Annotated in this window: 15 protein-coding genes, 1 tRNA gene and 1 pseudogene; 5 read left to right on the top strand and 12 right to left on the bottom strand. The window is 63.7% G+C overall.

What is annotated here, in order from left to right; translation table 11 throughout:
• Positions 1-28: 28 nt before the first annotated feature.
• The 3 genes from yidC to rpmH are packed head-to-tail and all read right to left on the bottom strand — an operon-like array spanning position 29 to position 2,372.
• A complete protein-coding gene (yidC, locus tag AAFN84_RS00085; protein ID WP_347512291.1) occupies positions 29-1,861 on the bottom strand; it encodes a membrane protein insertase YidC in 1,833 nt (610 codons plus the stop codon).
• Between the two features lie 8 nt (positions 1,862-1,869).
• A complete protein-coding gene (rnpA, locus tag AAFN84_RS00080; protein WP_347512290.1) occupies positions 1,870-2,217 on the bottom strand; it encodes a ribonuclease P protein component in 348 nt (115 codons plus the stop codon).
• A 20-nt stretch (positions 2,218-2,237) separates the two neighbouring features.
• On the bottom strand, positions 2,238-2,372 hold the full coding sequence (rpmH, locus tag AAFN84_RS00075; protein ID WP_347512289.1) for a 50S ribosomal protein L34: 135 nt from the start codon (positions 2,370-2,372) through the stop codon (positions 2,238-2,240).
• 205 nt (positions 2,373-2,577) lie between these two features.
• Here rpmH and AAFN84_RS00070 point away from each other — a divergent pair.
• From AAFN84_RS00070 to AAFN84_RS00060, 3 genes and pseudogenes are all read left to right on the top strand, one after another.
• A pseudogene (locus AAFN84_RS00070) lies at positions 2,578-3,351 on the top strand (class I SAM-dependent methyltransferase).
• Between the two features lie 237 nt (positions 3,352-3,588).
• Positions 3,589-5,076 (top strand): HAMP domain-containing sensor histidine kinase, encoded by a 1,488-nt coding sequence (locus AAFN84_RS00065; protein WP_347512288.1) that lies wholly within the window; start codon positions 3,589-3,591, stop codon positions 5,074-5,076.
• Between the two features lie 144 nt (positions 5,077-5,220).
• Positions 5,221-5,297 (top strand) — tRNA-Arg (locus AAFN84_RS00060).
• A gap of 56 nt (positions 5,298-5,353) precedes the next feature.
• Here AAFN84_RS00060 and AAFN84_RS00055 read toward each other — a convergent pair.
• Genes AAFN84_RS00055 through AAFN84_RS00030 form a run of 6 tightly spaced genes read right to left on the bottom strand, consistent with a single transcriptional unit; the run spans position 5,354 to position 10,095 of the window.
• Positions 5,354-6,505, bottom strand: coding sequence for an MFS transporter (locus tag AAFN84_RS00055; RefSeq protein ID WP_347512287.1), 1,152 nt, complete (start codon positions 6,503-6,505; stop codon positions 5,354-5,356).
• Positions 6,506-6,520: 15 nt separating this feature from the next.
• Positions 6,521-7,279 carry an arsenical resistance protein ArsH gene (gene arsH / locus AAFN84_RS00050; protein WP_347512286.1) on the bottom strand — a complete coding sequence of 253 codons (759 nt, stop codon included), beginning with the start codon at positions 7,277-7,279 and terminating at the stop codon, positions 6,521-6,523.
• A gap of 8 nt (positions 7,280-7,287) precedes the next feature.
• Positions 7,288-8,349, bottom strand: coding sequence for an ACR3 family arsenite efflux transporter (gene arsB, locus AAFN84_RS00045; protein WP_347512285.1), 1,062 nt, complete (start codon positions 8,347-8,349; stop codon positions 7,288-7,290).
• A gap of 25 nt (positions 8,350-8,374) precedes the next feature.
• Positions 8,375-9,196 carry an arsenate reductase (glutaredoxin) gene (gene arsC, locus AAFN84_RS00040; protein WP_347512284.1) on the bottom strand — a complete coding sequence of 274 codons (822 nt, stop codon included), beginning with the start codon at positions 9,194-9,196 and terminating at the stop codon, positions 8,375-8,377.
• Between the two features lie 7 nt (positions 9,197-9,203).
• Positions 9,204-9,740 (bottom strand): arsenate reductase ArsC, encoded by a 537-nt coding sequence (locus tag AAFN84_RS00035; RefSeq protein ID WP_347512283.1) that lies wholly within the window; start codon positions 9,738-9,740, stop codon positions 9,204-9,206.
• Positions 9,733-10,095 carry a metalloregulator ArsR/SmtB family transcription factor gene (locus tag AAFN84_RS00030; RefSeq protein WP_347512282.1) on the bottom strand — a complete coding sequence of 121 codons (363 nt, stop codon included), beginning with the start codon at positions 10,093-10,095 and terminating at the stop codon, positions 9,733-9,735. The genes AAFN84_RS00035 and AAFN84_RS00030 overlap by 8 nt, the downstream gene beginning before the upstream one ends.
• Positions 10,096-10,233: 138 nt before the next feature.
• On the opposite strand from AAFN84_RS00030, the gene AAFN84_RS00025 reads away from it, so the two are divergent.
• Positions 10,234-11,214 carry an SDR family oxidoreductase gene (locus AAFN84_RS00025; protein ID WP_347512281.1) on the top strand — a complete coding sequence of 327 codons (981 nt, stop codon included), beginning with the start codon at positions 10,234-10,236 and terminating at the stop codon, positions 11,212-11,214.
• A gap of 64 nt (positions 11,215-11,278) precedes the next feature.
• Here AAFN84_RS00025 and AAFN84_RS00020 read toward each other — a convergent pair whose 3' ends face one another.
• Both AAFN84_RS00020 and AAFN84_RS00015 read right to left on the bottom strand, forming a co-directional pair.
• Positions 11,279-11,590 (bottom strand): hypothetical protein, encoded by a 312-nt coding sequence (locus AAFN84_RS00020; RefSeq protein WP_347512280.1) that lies wholly within the window; start codon positions 11,588-11,590, stop codon positions 11,279-11,281.
• The gene (locus AAFN84_RS00015; protein WP_347512279.1) at positions 11,578-12,384 is read right to left on the bottom strand and encodes an endonuclease/exonuclease/phosphatase family protein; all 807 of its coding nucleotides are present in this window, start codon (positions 12,382-12,384) and stop codon (positions 11,578-11,580) included. Before AAFN84_RS00015 ends, AAFN84_RS00020 begins: the two co-directional genes overlap by 13 nt.
• 122 nt (positions 12,385-12,506) lie before the next feature.
• Here AAFN84_RS00015 and AAFN84_RS00010 point away from each other — a divergent pair, with 122 nt between their 5' ends.
• Positions 12,507-13,445, top strand: a complete 939-nt coding sequence (locus AAFN84_RS00010; RefSeq protein ID WP_347512278.1) for a lysylphosphatidylglycerol synthase domain-containing protein — start codon at positions 12,507-12,509, stop codon at positions 13,443-13,445.
• Here AAFN84_RS00010 and AAFN84_RS00005 read toward each other — a convergent pair.
• Positions 13,419-14,879 (bottom strand): phospholipase D-like domain-containing protein, encoded by a 1,461-nt coding sequence (locus AAFN84_RS00005; protein WP_347512277.1) that lies wholly within the window; start codon positions 14,877-14,879, stop codon positions 13,419-13,421. The genes AAFN84_RS00010 and AAFN84_RS00005 overlap by 27 nt on opposite strands.
• Positions 14,880-15,111 lie beyond the last annotated feature (232 nt).

Here is a 15,111-nt window from a genome sequence, read left to right as displayed (position 1 = left end):
GGCCTTCCATCTTGTGCGTTCAACCGGGCTATTCCGCTGGTTTCGGCTTCTTCTTGAACAGGCCCACCAGATTGTCCCACAGTTCGATCCGCGCGCCCTGGCGCTTCATGATGATGCCCTGCTGGAGGATCGACAGCGAGTTGTTCCAGGCCCAGTAGATCACCAGTCCTGCCGGGAACGTCGCCAGCATGAAGGTGAACACCACCGGCATCCAGTTGAAGATCATCGCCTGAGTCGGATCGGGGGGCGTCGGGTTCATGCGCATCTGCAGGAACATCGTGATGCCCATGATGATCGGCCACACGCCGATGAGCAGGAAGGCTGGCACGTCGTAGGGCAGCAGTCCGAACAGGTTGAACACCGAGGTCGGGTCTGGCGCCGAGAGATCCTGGATCCAGCCAAAGAACGGCGCATGGCGCATCTCGATGGTGACGTAGAGCACCTTGTAGAGCGCGAAGAACACCGGAATCTGGATCAGGATCGGCCAGCAGCCGGCCAGCGGATTGATCTTCTCCGTCTTGTAGAGTTCCATCATCGCCTGCTGCTGCTTCATCCGGTCGTCCGCGTACTTCTCGCGGATTTCCAGAAGCTGCGGCTGCACCTTCTTCATGTTCGCCATCGACTTGTACGACTTGTTGGCGAGCGGGAAGAAGATGGCCTTGACGACGACGGTCGTCGCCAGGATGGCGAGGCCGAAATTGCCCAGCGCATGGAACAGCCAGTCGATCAGGTAGAACATCGGCTTGGTGATGAAATAGAACCAGCCCCAGTCGATCAGCAGGTCGAACTGCCGGATGCCGCGGTCGGCCTCATAGGCGTCTATCCTGGCCGTCTCCTTGGCGCCGGCGAAGACAAGCGTCTCGACCGTCTGGGTCTCGCCTGCTCCGATTTCCACCGGATCGGCAAGGTAATCCGCCTGGTAGCGGATGCGGCCATCGTCGAAATAGGCATAACGCGGCTGGTAGGACTGGGCGCCCGAGGGCACCATCGCCACGGCCCAGTATTTGTCGGTGATGCCCAGCCAGCCGTCGCTCGACTTGCCAGGCCGGATTTCGCCCGATTCAACAAGATCCGCGTAATCGATCTCCTGGAGGCCTTCTTCGCCAGTGACGCCGATGAGACCTTCGTGAAGAATGTAGAAGCCCTGCGTCGCCGGCGTTCCGATGCGCGAGACGCGCCCGTAATTCGAAAGTGTCACCGCCTCGCCGCTCTCGTTGGAGACGGCATCGGAGAAGGTGAACATGTAATCGTTGTCGATCGCGATCGTGCGCGTGAAGGTCAGCCCGTTCTCGTTGGTGAACGTCAGCGTGACCGGCGTCGACGGCGTCAGCGTCTGCTCGCCTTCGACCGTCCATTGCGTATCCCAGCTTGGGACGGCGCCGCTGTCGTCGTTTCCGACATAGCCGACTTCCGCATAATAACCGTCGGACAATGCCGCGGGCTGCAAAAGATGGATGTTGGGCGCGTCCTCTTCGACCGTTGTGCGGTAGTCCTTAAGCACCAGGTCGTCGATGCGCGCGCCGGTGAGGTTGATCGAGCCTGAAATCCGCGGCGTATCGATCATCACGCGATCACTTGCTGCAAGCGCCTGCTCACGCGACGGCCCGAGAGGACCGCCGGCAGGGGTCGAAGCCCCGCCTGGCACGTCTGACGGCATGTCGCTGGAGCCCGGAAGATCCGGCTCGCCGGCAACGCCTGGCTGCGGATTTCTCTGCTGCTGCGCTTGCTCGGCTCTCTCGGTCTCGATTTGAGCGGCTTCGCGCTGCGCCTCGATCCGCGGGTTCATGTAGAACACCTGCCACAGGACCAGAATCGCCACCGAAAGCGCGATCGTGATGAAGAAGTTGCGATTGTTTTCCATCGGTTCCCTTACCGCGCGCCGCGTATCCTGCGGGAGAGTTCCCGCTTGAGCTCGTCGAACGGGGCGTCGAGCACCTCGCGTCGCCCGACGATCACATAGTCGCTGCCGGTCGCCATGTCACCAGCGGCATGAACGCGCGTGGCTTCTTTCAGTCGCCTGCGAATGCGGTTTCTCGCAACCGCATTTCCGACCTTCTTGGTGACGGTCAGTCCGAGCCGGGGCGGCCCGCCATCCGCCCTGTCCAGGACTTCAAGCAAAAAAAGCCGTCCACGGCGCTTTTCGCCACGCCGCACGGCCAGAAATTCCGGGCGCTTCTTCAAGCGCCCGGGCTGTTTGTCCGTTGGCCGGTTAGTCAACTGTCCGGCCTTCGGTCACGTCAGGCGGAAAGCCGCTTGCGGCCGCGGCTGCGGCGGGCGGCGATCACTGCACGGCCGCCCTTGGTGGCCATGCGGGCACGGAAACCGTGACGGCGCTTGCGAACAAGCTTGGAGGGCTGGTAGGTGCGCTTCATTTGTTTAATACCGCGGTGTGCGGCCCTTCTTGGATCTGACTCTTCATGAGCAGGAGCGTTCGCCCGCCTTCACCATGCGCAGCCATAAGCCGCGCCGGACCGAAGGCCCGAGCGTGGCCGGGCTTATAGGACTGACGGGCAAGGCTGTCAATGCGCGCGGGAAGCAAGCCGGGCGCGGCATCGGACCACACGAGGAGACATCTACGTGGCACAGAATATCTATGACCGTCCGGACTTCTTTGCAGGCTACAGCAAACTTCCCCGCCAAGCCGAAGGCCTGGCCGGCGCGCCGGAATGGCCGGCGCTGCGCGCCATGATTCCACCCCTTCTCGGCAAGCAGGTGCTCGACTTGGGATGCGGTTTCGGCTGGACCTCCCGGTGGATGCGTGAACAAGGAGCGGCTTCGGTGGTCGGCTTGGACCTGTCGCGCAACATGATCGCGCGGGCCATACGCGACACGGTGGACGATGCCATCGAATACCGTCGCGCCGACATCGAGACATTGGACCTGCCCATCGGCGCGTATGATCTCGTCTACAGCGCCCTCACCTTCCACTATATCCGCGACTTTCCTGACCTCGTCCGGCGTATCGCCGCAACGTTGCGGCCCGGATCGTTTCTGGTTTTTTCGATAGAACATCCGATTTACATGGCAGCCGATCATCCCGGCTGGATAACGGATTAGCACGGGCGCAAGACGTGGCCCGTCAACCGATATGCGGTGGAGGGCGAGCGCCTTACCGACTGGTTTGCAAAAGACGTCGTCAAACACCATCGAACGATCGCGACAACGGTGAACACCCTGATCGATGCCGGTTTCAACATCCAAAGGCTCGTTGAGTTCGCACCTGATCCCCAACAGATCGCCGCTACTCCCGGGCTACGCGACGAGATCGAACGCCCGATGATGTTGCTCGTCGCAGCACAATTGGCGTACCCGCCAGACCTCACGCCACCAAAATGCGGTCGGCCTGACTGATTGCCCGGATCCGCCACCGATCCGTAACGCCGTCTGCTGCGTATTACAGTGAACATGAAACGTCTGGATACGATAGATCGGTGGACGGTGGGAATGCGACGCGGCGCGCGGCGCCTTGGGGTCGCGCTTCATGAATTTGGCAAACGCGTCGGCATATCCTATTTTCAGGCTGCCGGGGCGGCTGGCGGTTCGCGCGACGGGGACCGGTGGCGCGTGCTCAGAAGCCGGAATCGGAACGTGGACCAGACAGCAGCCGCAGGCGAAAATGGGCACAGCCGCAGGAGCGAGCAGGTTTCGCTGACGCGCGGCCTGTCCACCAAGCTCCTCTTTCTCACCATCCTGTTCGTACTTCTCGCCGAAATCCTCATCTTCCTTCCCTCGGTAGCCGACTTCCGGCTGCGCTGGCTGGAGGAGCGGCTGGCGACAGCCGCAGCGGTCGGCATCGTACTTGTCGAGAGCGATCCCGACAGCCTGTCGCGCCAGGTGCAGGACGACGTCCTTATTTCGCTGGGCGCCAAGGCAGTCGCGGTGCGCGACGAAGGATCCTCGCAGCTCCTCGTCGTCACCGAGATGCCCCCGTCAGTCGACCAGCATATCGACCTCGACAACACGCCCTTTCCAATGGCGATGCGCGACGCACTCTCCACCATCTTCTTTGGCGGACACAACGTGCTGCGCGTTTTCGGCACCGTCGGCGAAAGCACCAAGGAATTCGAACTGGTCATCGGCGACTCTGCGTTGCGCAAGGCGATGCTCATCTACGCCCGCGACGTCGCCTTCCTGTCGCTGGTGCTGTCGCTGATCACCGCCACCCTCGTCTTCTATGCCATCAACCGTATCATGATCGGCCCGATCCGCGCCATGACGCGTTCGATGTTGGCATTCGCCGAGGCGCCGGAAGATCCACGACGCATCATCCGGTCGGGCGAGCGCGACGACGAGATCGGCGTCGCCGAGCGCGAGCTGGCGGCGATGCAGACGGAACTGCAGCGCACCCTCGCCGAGCGCAAGCACCTCGCCGATCTCGGCCTCGCGGTCTCCAAGATCAACCATGACATGCGCAATACGCTGGCCGCAGCCCAGCTCATCTCCGACCGGCTGGTGCGGGTTCAGGACCCGGTCGCCCAGAACCTGGTGCCCAAGCTGGTGCGTGCGCTCGACCGCGCGGTCTCCTACACGGAAGGGGTTCTCGCCTACGGCCGCACACAGGAGGCGCCGCCTGCGCGGCGACGCATCCGCCTCCACCAACTGGTCGAGGAGGTGCAGGGCCTGCTCGGCCTCGAGCCCGAAACAGGCATCGAATTCGTCAATGCCGTGGCGCCGGAACTGGAGGTGGACGCAGACTCCGACCAGCTTTTCCGCATCCTTTCGAACCTGTCGCGCAATGCTGTCCAGGCAATGGCGGGCCAGAGCGGCGATGCCGTGGTCAATCGCCTGACCGTGCTGGCCGAACGCGAGGGAGCGTTGTGCCGCATTCATATCGAGGATACGGGTCCCGGGCTGCCGCCCAAGGCCAGGGAGAACCTCTTTGCGGCGTTCCGCGGATCGGCCCGCAGCGGCGGAACCGGCCTCGGTCTCGCTATCGCCCACGAGCTGGTCCGTGCCCATGGCGGCTCCATCGCGCTGGTGGAAAGCCACGGCGGCCGCACGCTTTTCGAGATCACGATTCCAGATCAGCCGGTGGACCTGCACCTCGCCCGCAAGATGCTGCGGCACCAGGCCTGAACAACCTTTGCCGGCTGGAAAGAAAGTCGGGAAAGAATCGCGAATGGCCGCTTGCAATTCCCGCCACGAGTGGCTAGTTAACGCCGCACGAAGCGAGCCCGCCCTGCGGCGGTCTTGGTCCTGCCGGCCCTGCCGGCATGTTGCGCGCCCGTAGCTCAGCTGGATAGAGCACCAGACTACGAATCTGGGGGTCAGAGGTTCGAATCCTTTCGGGCGCGCCATTTAAGAGAATTCCTCTCCACGACACGCTGTCGATCCGTTCCCGCGGGTTCACCCCTCATCGCTTGATCCACAGCACCACCACCAGCGCGATGTTCGCCAGGCCGAGCATGGCGGCGAACTGCAACGTCGCTTCAGGGCCGAAGCGCGAGATCAGCGCTGCGCCGACCAGCGGCGCGGCTGCCTGCGCAATAAGGCCGGGGCGGGCCAGCCGTCCCATAAGCGAGGCGTAGCGCTCTGGTCCGAACAGCGCCAGTGGCAGCGCGCCGCGCGCGATCGAGAAGATGCCGTTTCCGGCTCCGTAGAGGACCAGCGCCGTGCCAAGCAGACCGATTCCCGAAGCGAGAAGGACCAGTCCCGCCGCGCACAGTGACACGGCCGCCGTTAGCGTCCAGAGCGGATGATGACGCGAGCGGCCGAGCATCTCGAGCACCCTGGCGCCGACCTGCGCCGGCCCGATCAGCGCGCCCAGCGCCACCGCTTCGCCGAGCGTCACGCCCCTCGCCTGAAGCAGCGTCAGCAGGTGCACCGATACGATGGTGACGAACAGACCGGCAAGGATCTGGATCGACGCGAACAGCCGGAAGCGCGTTCGCTCCTCGCTGGTGAGAACGGGTTTGGCGGACGCCCTCGATGAGCCCGCACCCCCCGACCGAGGCACGCGCGGCACGAATGCCAGCAGCAGCGGCATGCAGATGACGATCAGAATCGCGGCATACGCCATGCAGGCCCCGCGCCAGCCTATCGTCTCGACGAAGAACGCCGACAACGGCCAGCATACCGTGCTGGCAAAACCGCCCCACAAGGTCAGCGTGGTGATGCTGGCCCGCGCCTTGACGCCGTGGATGCGCCCGAGGGTGGAAAAGGTGGCATCGTAGAGACCCGCGCCCATGCCAGTGCCCAAGACAATCCAGCCCACCATGAAGACCGGCAGGTTGGGGGCGGCTGCCAGCAAGAGAAGTGCAGACGCCATGACCACGCTGCCAATCACGAGGACCGGACGGCCACCGTAGCGCGCGATCGCGTCGCCAACGCGGGGCGAGATGATACCTGCCGCCAGCAACCCGAGCGACAACGACCCAACCACCCATTCCAGCGGCCAGCCGGTATCTTCGACGATCGGCACCGCAAGCACGGCCATCAGGTAATAGGTGCTGCCCCAGGCGAAGATCTGGTAGAGCCCGAGGGCATGGACTACGATGCGGTTCACGTCCCGATTCCGGCGTCAGGATGCTTGACGTGGCGCGGAGATCGCGGAGCGGTCGGTCGTCGGATCGTTTTTTTCTGCAGCGGCCTTGCGCTCTGAATAGCGATCGACCAGCCGCCCGGCATGCTGACGGGTGAGGATGGTGAAGCGCACCAGTTCCTCCATCACGTCGACGATCCGGTCATAGTAGCTCGACGGCCTCATGCGGCCTTGCTCGTCGAACTCCAGCCACGCCTTGGCCACGCTTGACTGATTGGGAATGGTGATCATGCGCATCCAGCGTCCCAGCAGGCGCAGCGTGTTCACTGCGTTGAAGCTCTGCGATCCGCCGGACACCTGCATGACGGCCAGCGTGCGTCCCTGTGTCGGTCTCACGCTGCCCAGCGTCAATGGCAAATGATCGATCTGCGCCTTCATCAGACCGGTCACCTGGCCATGGCGCTCCGGCGAGCACCAAACCATGCCCTCCGACCAGAGAGCATGGTCGCGAAGCTCATGGATCGCCGGGTGGTCGTCATTCAGCGCCTGGTCGGGAAACGGCAGGTCGACGGGGTCGAAGATGCGCACGTCCGCGCCGAAGAAGCACAATAGTCGTGCGGCCTCCTCCGTCGCCAGCCGCGAGAATGACCGCGCGCGCAGCGAGCCGTAGAGCAGAAGGATGCGTGGTGGGTCGGTGTCCGGACCCAGCCCGTGTGCCGGGCGCGCCTGCACGAACCGCGTGTCCAGCGCGGGAAGATGATCTGGGTCGGCGAGGACACGCAGTCGTTCGAAGGCCATCGTCGACATCAGGCAGGTGCCGTCGCCGGGAACCACCGGCGACCGAGCCGCAAAGCGACATGCACGAGCATGATCAGTACCGGCACCTCGACGAGGGGCCCGATGACGGCAGCGAATGCGACCGGCGAGGCAAGCCCGTATGCAGCGATTGCCACCGCAATCGCGAGTTCGAAATTGTTGCCGGCTGCCGTGAAGGCGATCGCGGTTGTGCGCGGATAGTCCGATTCGATCAGCCGCCCCATGGCGAAACTGATGATGAACTGCACGAAGAAGTAGATCGTCAGCGGGACCGCGATGACCAGTGCGTCGAGCGGCAGCCGCAACACGTCGCCACCCTTAAGGCTGAACATGGCGACAATGGTAAACAGCAGCGCGGCAAGTGTGATGGGGCCGATGCGCGGCAGGAACGCCTGTTCGTACCAGGCCTCACCCCTTTTCGCGATGAGGATGCGCCGCGTCAGGAAGCCGGCCAAGAACGGAATGCCGAGATAGATCAGCACGGCCTCGGTGATCGTCCAGAAACCGACGTCGACGATGCTGCCTTCCAGCCCGAAGAGCGGCGGAAGAACGGAAAGGAAGAACCACGCGTAGGTGGAGAAGAACAGGATCTGGAAGATCGAGTTGAACGCCACGAGTCCCGCGACATACTGGCTGTCGCCCCGTGCGAGCTGGTTCCATACCAGCACCATGGCGATGCACCGCGCCAGCCCGATCAGGATTAGCCCAGTCATGTATTCGGGGTAGTCGCGCAGGAAGACGATCGCCAGCACGAACATGAGCGTCGGCCCGATAAGCCAGTTCTGCACGAGCGACAGGAGCAGGACGCGCCTGTCGGAAAAGACCTGGTGCAGTTCCTCGTACTTCACCTTCGCCAGCGGCGGATACATCATCAGGATCAGGCCGATGGCGATGGGCAGGTTGGTGGTGCCGACGGACATCGCGTCGAGTGCTCCCGGGAGGCTCGGAAACGTGCTGCCAAGGACAACGCCAAGCGCCATGGCGCCGAAAATCCAGAGCGTCAGGTAGCGGTCGAGAAAGGAAAGCCGCGAGGCCGGCGGTGGCGTGGCCATGGAGGTGCTCCGGTGCATGTCGATATCAGGGGCGCAGCGAGCGCTTGCGAAGGGAGGCCGTCGAGGGACACAGTTCCCTCGCCTGCCGGGTGCCAAGGATGGATTCCGGCGCTTCGGCACGGTCGACGGGCTTGAAGCCAAGTCTGTCGAGCCACCCGTCGGCCGAACTGCTCAACGCGTATCCGGCGCGTCCACCGGCGTCGAAAGCCTTGCGCATCAGCAGCAGCATCATGTTCTTGCCGACGCCGCTTCCCCGGTGCGCGGGCAACACGACGATCGAACGCAGCAGAACGTCGCGACCATGAGGTTCGAACCCGCCGAAGCCGACCGTCTCTCCGTCGGTACGATTGAAGCGAAACCAGTGACGTCCCTCGTCGTGAACGTCCTGGACGGGAAGCATCTCCGCGTCGAGCGCCGCGACAAGTTCCGGACCGGCTTCGATCGGAACGGCACGCAGCAACGGGACGCCCTCTTCCTTGCGCAGTGCCACCGCACCTTCAGGTAGCAATTCGAGGACTAAGTCCGAGGGCCTGCAGAGCTTGGCACCCTTGTCGGTCACCACGATCGGACGATTGATGAGGATCGGGTTGGCAAGCATCGCGTCAACCAGCTCGTCGTCGGTCAAGGCGGGATCATCGAGCCCGAGTTCCTTGAACGGCGTGCCCTTCTCGCGAATGAGGTCACGAGGGCGCATGTTCATTTCACCGAGCAGTTCGACGAGACGTTGCCGCGAGGGCGGCGCGCGCAGATACTCGATGACGGTCGGCGTCAGCCCCGCCGCCTCGATGATCGCCAGTGTGTTGCGCGACGTTCCGCAATCGGGGTTGTGGTAGATGGTCACGTCCATGTCAGGATCACGCCACATCCGGGCGCTTCGCCGTCGACCCCTCGCCATGGCCGATCTCCGACAGCCTTGCCGTCAGCGAGGCACGGTCGAGGCTGGCGACGGGCAATGCGGTGAACGCCGTGATGCGGTTGCGCAAATAACGCAGCGCCTGCACGAAAGCCACGCGCTGTTCCGTCTCGGGCTCGACGGCAGCGGGGTCTTCTATGCCCCAGTGCGCCGTCATTGGCTGGCCCGGCCATACAGGGCAGGATTCACCCGCCGCATTGTCGCAGACGGTAAACACGAAATCCATCTGCGGCGCACCTGGCACTGCGAACTCGTCCCAGCTCTTCGAGCGCAGCCCGTCGATCAGGAAGTCGAAATGCGCCAATGTCTCGAGCGCAAGCCTGTGTACTTCGCCCTTTGGCTGGCTGCCGGCCGAATAGGCACGAAAGCGCCCCTCACCGATGTGGTTGAGCAGCGCCTCCGCCATGATCGAGCGGGCGGAGTTTCCGGTACACAGGAACAGCACGTTGTAGATTTTCTTGGAGGCGGACTCAGGCATGGGCGATTTCTCCCTCGGGGTAGCAACATGAATCGAGCGCGGCGATCGCCGGTCGGCAAACCTCCGGGTGACCCTGGCAGCAATCGCGCATCAGGAAGGCCACAAGTTCAGACAAGGTCGCATAGGCGGCACTGTAGATTATCGAGCGGCCCTCACGGCGCGAGGCAACGAGGCCGGCCTGCTCGAGCTGGCCCAGGTGGAACGACATCCGCGACGTCGAAGCGCCATCCATGGCCTTACCGATTGCGCCGGCGGCCAGTCCCCCGGGCCCAGCTTCCACGAGCAGACGGACGATCCGCAGCCGGGTTTCCTGGGACAGCGCAGAGAAGGCGTCGAGTGCTCGTTTCTCTTCCATAACTCAATACCTCAACAGTTATTGAGTTATTGGCACATCAACGTTCATCCCGCAAGTCCCATCGTCTCCGGGAGGAAGGAACTATGGGTCTCGATCGCTGTTTGACGCAAAGAGAGAGACTTTCGAGGAGCACTAACGATGGAACACGACCGAGACACCGGCTCGGCAGCCGCGGTAGCCGGGCAGCGCGACATTCAGAAGCAGGTCGACAGTGCCGATAAGCGGGCCTTCAGCGGCGAGAAAGACAAGGCCATGCAGGCCGGCGCTCGCGCCTACCCCGAGCCTCCGTTCCCCGAGCAGCACCAGCCCAAGCCCGGCGCCGAACGCACGCTTGACCCGGCACCGCTTTACGATGCGCCCTACTGGCGCGGGTCAGGCAAGCTGGAGGGCAAGGCGGCGCTGATCACGGGCGGCGATTCGGGGATTGGCCGCGCCGTAGCGATCCTGTTTGCCCGCGAGGGTGCCGATGTCGCCATTTCCTACCTCGCCGCGGAGGAAAAGGACGCCGAACAAACCCGCCGCGCAGTCGAAGCGGAAGGCCGCAAATGCCTGTTGGTGCCCGGCGACGTCCGCGACGAGAGCTACTGCCGCAAGGCCGTCGAAGCCGTAGTGGAAGGCTTCGGCAAGCTTGACGTGCTCGTCAACAACGCGGCCTTCCAGTACCACGCAGGCGGGCTTGAAGACCTGACGAGCGAACATTTCGACATGACGTTGAAAACCAACCTCTACGGCTATTTCTTCATGGCGCGCGAGGCCGTGCGGCACATGAAACCCGGCTCCGCGATCGTCAACACAGGATCGGTGACCGGTATCGACGGCAGCGGCGAACTGCTCGACTATTCGATGACCAAGGGCGGCATCCATGCCTTTACACGCGCGCTCGCGTCCAACCTTGTCGGCAAGGGAATACGCGTGAACGCCGTCGCGCCCGGCCCGGTGTGGACGCCGCTCAATCCGTCAGAGCGTCCCGCCGAACAGGTCGCGCAATTCGGAGCGAAGACGCCGATGAAACGCCCGGCGCAGCCTGAGGAGATCGCCCCGGCTTACGTGTTCTTCGCCTCGCCGCAATCCTCAAGCTACATCACAGGCGAAATCCTGCCCGTCATCGGCGGCTACTGAACGGACAGGCTGGCAGGCAGCGGTAAGGGGAGCCGTGGCCTGCATGGCCCGACCGTGTGAACACTCAGCGGTCGTCGCGTCGCACGAGTTCGTAGTGGTTCTCGCGAACGCCAGGCACATCCTCGTTGACGACAAGCGCCAGACTGGCTTCGTCGAACACGGCAAACCACTCGTCCCACTCGACCAACTCGACGCCGCCGGCGTTCTGCGGGCGCTCTGCCCTGTCCTGATCCTGATACGCGGCCTGGTCGAAGACCAGACGCAGCATCGGCTGGGTCCCGCCGGCGGGCGAAATGTCGACGATGGCGGGCGCGCCCATCCTCGCCGCAGCCCAGTCTCGGACCGCCTGATGGTCGGTGAGTGTTATCGACGCCATGATGTCTCTCCTTGGGGCTCGGATTGATGGTCGGCCGCGCGCGCCGCGCCGATATTGCTGTCTTGTTTTGCTGCGCGCGGCACCACGATCGGCACGCCGATCGTCGCCACCACCGGCAGATGGTCGGACGCGCTGCGCGCCAGCAGGCTGGTGCAAACCTGCGCCGACATGACCTCCACGCCGTTGCCGACGAAGATATGGTCGAGCCGCAGCAGCGGGAAGCGCGAAGGGAACGTCGCACTGGGGCGCTCCACCGCCTTGGCTTGGGCGTCACGCCAACCGCGCGCAATGTTGCGATAGGCCAGGCTCGAAGGCACCGCGTTGAAATCGCCGAGCAGTACGGCGGGCTTGTTCTTGCATTCCCCGCTTCCCAGCCAGCCGGGCCCGAGAAGCTGCGCCACCTGTGACAGCCGCTCGCGCCGGCGCAATCCGAGATGGGTGTTGATGACCTGCAGGTGCGCGCCGCCAATATCGATCGACAGCCAAATCGCTCCTCGCGGTTCTCCGATCGAGGGCAAGGCACCGGCCCTCATGACGGTGGCGGGAAACGCGGTGAGGATGGCATCGCCGTATTTTTCCTCTTTCACGTGCAGCGCCGGATGGAAATGCGATTTCATATTCAGATGCGTCGCCACCAGTTGCGCCTGGTCCAGGCCGCCGCTGCGCGCCCGTCCGACATCAAGTTCCTGCAGCGCCACGATGTCTGGGGCCTCGCCCGCAATCACCTCCGCAATGCGCGCCGGGTCCGTCCTGCCGTCGCCGCCCCGGCACGAATGAACGTTGTACGTCAACATCTTGACTGTCCGCACACTGGGTCGGGCTTCTGGCGGTATTTCATCCATGACAGGGGAACCCGCCGGGCCGCGTTCCGTTCCGGTGACAGGCGTCTGTCATGAAGGATCGGGTGAGAACCGCGGTGTCGAGACTATTGTTCAAGCTTGTGATCCTCGTGGCGATAGCAGGTGCGCTTTTCCTGCTCTATCGTGCGCTCAGCCAGTATACATTGGACGAGGTCGTCAGTTCCACGACCGCCATTCCTGCTCCGCGCATAGCCGCAGCGATCGGCTTTGCCGCCGGATCCTACCTGTGCCTGACCGGCTTCGACTGGCTCGCCGTGCGCTATGCCGGCAAGCCCTTGCCATGGCGGCGCACGGCACTCGCCTCGTTCACCAGTCTTTCCATCGGTCATAATATCGGCATCGCCGCCCTGTCCAGCGGGGCGATCCGTTATCGGTTCTACACGCGCTGGGGCCTGGGAAAGGCCGACGTCGCCAAGGTGATCGTGTTCTGCGGGCTTACAGTCGGCCTTGGATTGTCGACGCTTGGCGCCATAGGGCTTCTGCTGTATCCCGCCGAGGCGGAGAGGATGATGGCTATCGACGGCGCCGCCTTGACCGCTCTGGCTGTCGCGTGCCTCGCAATACCCGCGATCTATCTCGTGCTGGCCGCATTCATGCGCAAGCAACTGCGATTTCGCGAATGGACGCTGGAACTGCCGTCCCTGCCCATTGCCGCGGGACAGGTCGCGATCGGCACCGTCAACTTCGCTTTCGTCGCCGCCTGCCTGCATCAGTTGCTGCTCGCATTCTCGCCGGTTGCCTATCTGAAGGTCGCAGCCGTCTACGTCGTCGCAAACGTCACGGCGATCGTGAGCCACGTACCGGGCGGGCTTGGCGTGCTCGAGGCCGCGGTGCTCTACCTGCTGCCGCAATCATCGGCGATCGGTGCGCTTGTGGCGTTCCGCGTCGTCTATTTCTTCATCCCGCTGGCGTTGGGCGTGCCGATGTTTGTGGCGAGCGAGTATGCCCTGCGCGACGTCGAACCTCCGTCACAAGGCTCCGCCACCCAGCCATGAGATCGCCTCGCGGATTTTCTTGAACGGACGGAACGGCTCTTTCGGATCGAGAAGCTTCGTGCCCGGCAGCGGGGAGGTGCCGCCCTTCTCGAGGTCGATCCGGAAGCGCCGAAGGCCGCGTGCACGCGTGTTGAGCGTGTCGATGACCGCGACGAGCGAGCCTTTCGCCATCAACTCCGAGACCTCGTTCACCGACACGTCGAGATGCTCTGCGAGAAGCCGGTCGCGGAAGGCCGAGATGGCGCGGCGCTCCGCGTCGCTTGCCGCTTCCACCGCGATATCGCACTCGGTGTCGAGCCCTTCGGAGCGATTGTTCAGGTTCGACGAACCGACGCGAATGAAGCTGTCGTCGACGACGAGCACCTTGGCGTGGACCAGCACCTCGCAATCGCCGCCGCCCTTCCTTGGCACCACGGCATAGCGCACGCGCAGACGTCCATACCGGTCGGCCTTCTTGAGGCGCCGGAGCAGACGGTCGCGATTATGCGCCATCACGAACTGTTCCAGCAGGCCTCGGGAACTGCTCGTCACCAGAATCGCGATCTCGGGCCCGTCCGGTTCCCGCAGCCTTTTCGCGATGGCCTCCCCCACACCAAACGAGGCGAGATACTGTGTTTCGATGTAGATATGCCGTCGCGCCGCGGCGATCGCATCATGCGTCAGCTTGATGGTTTCCCTGCGCCCGCCGATCCCGGCAAGCGCCGGCACCGCCCGGCCGATCGCGACCGAACAGCCTCGCATGTCGGGCGGAAGGTCCTGGGGCCATGCCGGCTCGCCTGAGGGCACCAGTGCCTCGCCTTGCTCTCCGGTGGCCTTTTCCCATCGCCACCGCGCCAGCTCCGCCACGGCGCCCGCGGCGGGCCCGGCGACAAGCGTCTGAACGTCATGCACAGGACCATAGGCCTCGCCGTCCGGCTTGATGCGGCGGTCATCCTGCGCCTTATGCTCGCGCGTATCCCAGCGCCCTCCGGTGAGGTCGATGCCGCCCACGAAGGCGGTACTGTCGTCGACGGTCACAATCTTCTGGTGATGCGAGCCGCGAAGCGCATGCCTTGTATCGAAGCGCAGGTGAATGCGCGGATGGCTCGACCAGCCGCTTTCGCGAAACAGCTTCAGCGAATGGCCGGAGTAGATCGGCCCCATCGACCACACCAGGATCCGCACTTCGAGCTCCGGCCGCTCCTCCACCAAACTCCGCAGCAGGGCGCCAAGCGTCTCCTCACTGTGTCCCGGTCGCAGCAGGATATCCGGGTTGAAGTCCCACCCGATTATGCGGATGCAGCGCCGCGCCTGCCTGAGAACGCTGTCCAGTGCCTTGAAATAATTCTGCCCGTCGACGAGAAATGCCAGCGCTGTCGCCTGCTCCACCCGCCACGCATTGCGGCCAGGAGTGACAATGCTTCGCTGCGACGCATCCGCGACATCGTGATTCATGCTTGGTTCCGGAATTTATTGCCCTATGCGGCAACTCGCAGAGCTGCGTTAGGTTCCGGGATCGTTTGCCGGACAGGAAAAAGCGCCCGCACGTCTATTGGACGTTGGGCTTTTGGGTGTGGGTCCGTTTTTGATTGAGGCGATGATTTGACGGGTGTTGGGGTTTGGGCTCTGGTCAAGGTGCGCTGAAGAGGCAGCAGCTTCTTGAACGCAAAAAGCCTCCGCGGCGTTT

It is taken from the genome of Mesorhizobium sp. CAU 1741 (assembly GCF_039839275.1).
GTDB lineage: Bacteria > Pseudomonadota > Alphaproteobacteria > Rhizobiales > Rhizobiaceae > Aerobium.
This window is presented reverse-complemented; position numbering and strand designations above follow the sequence as displayed.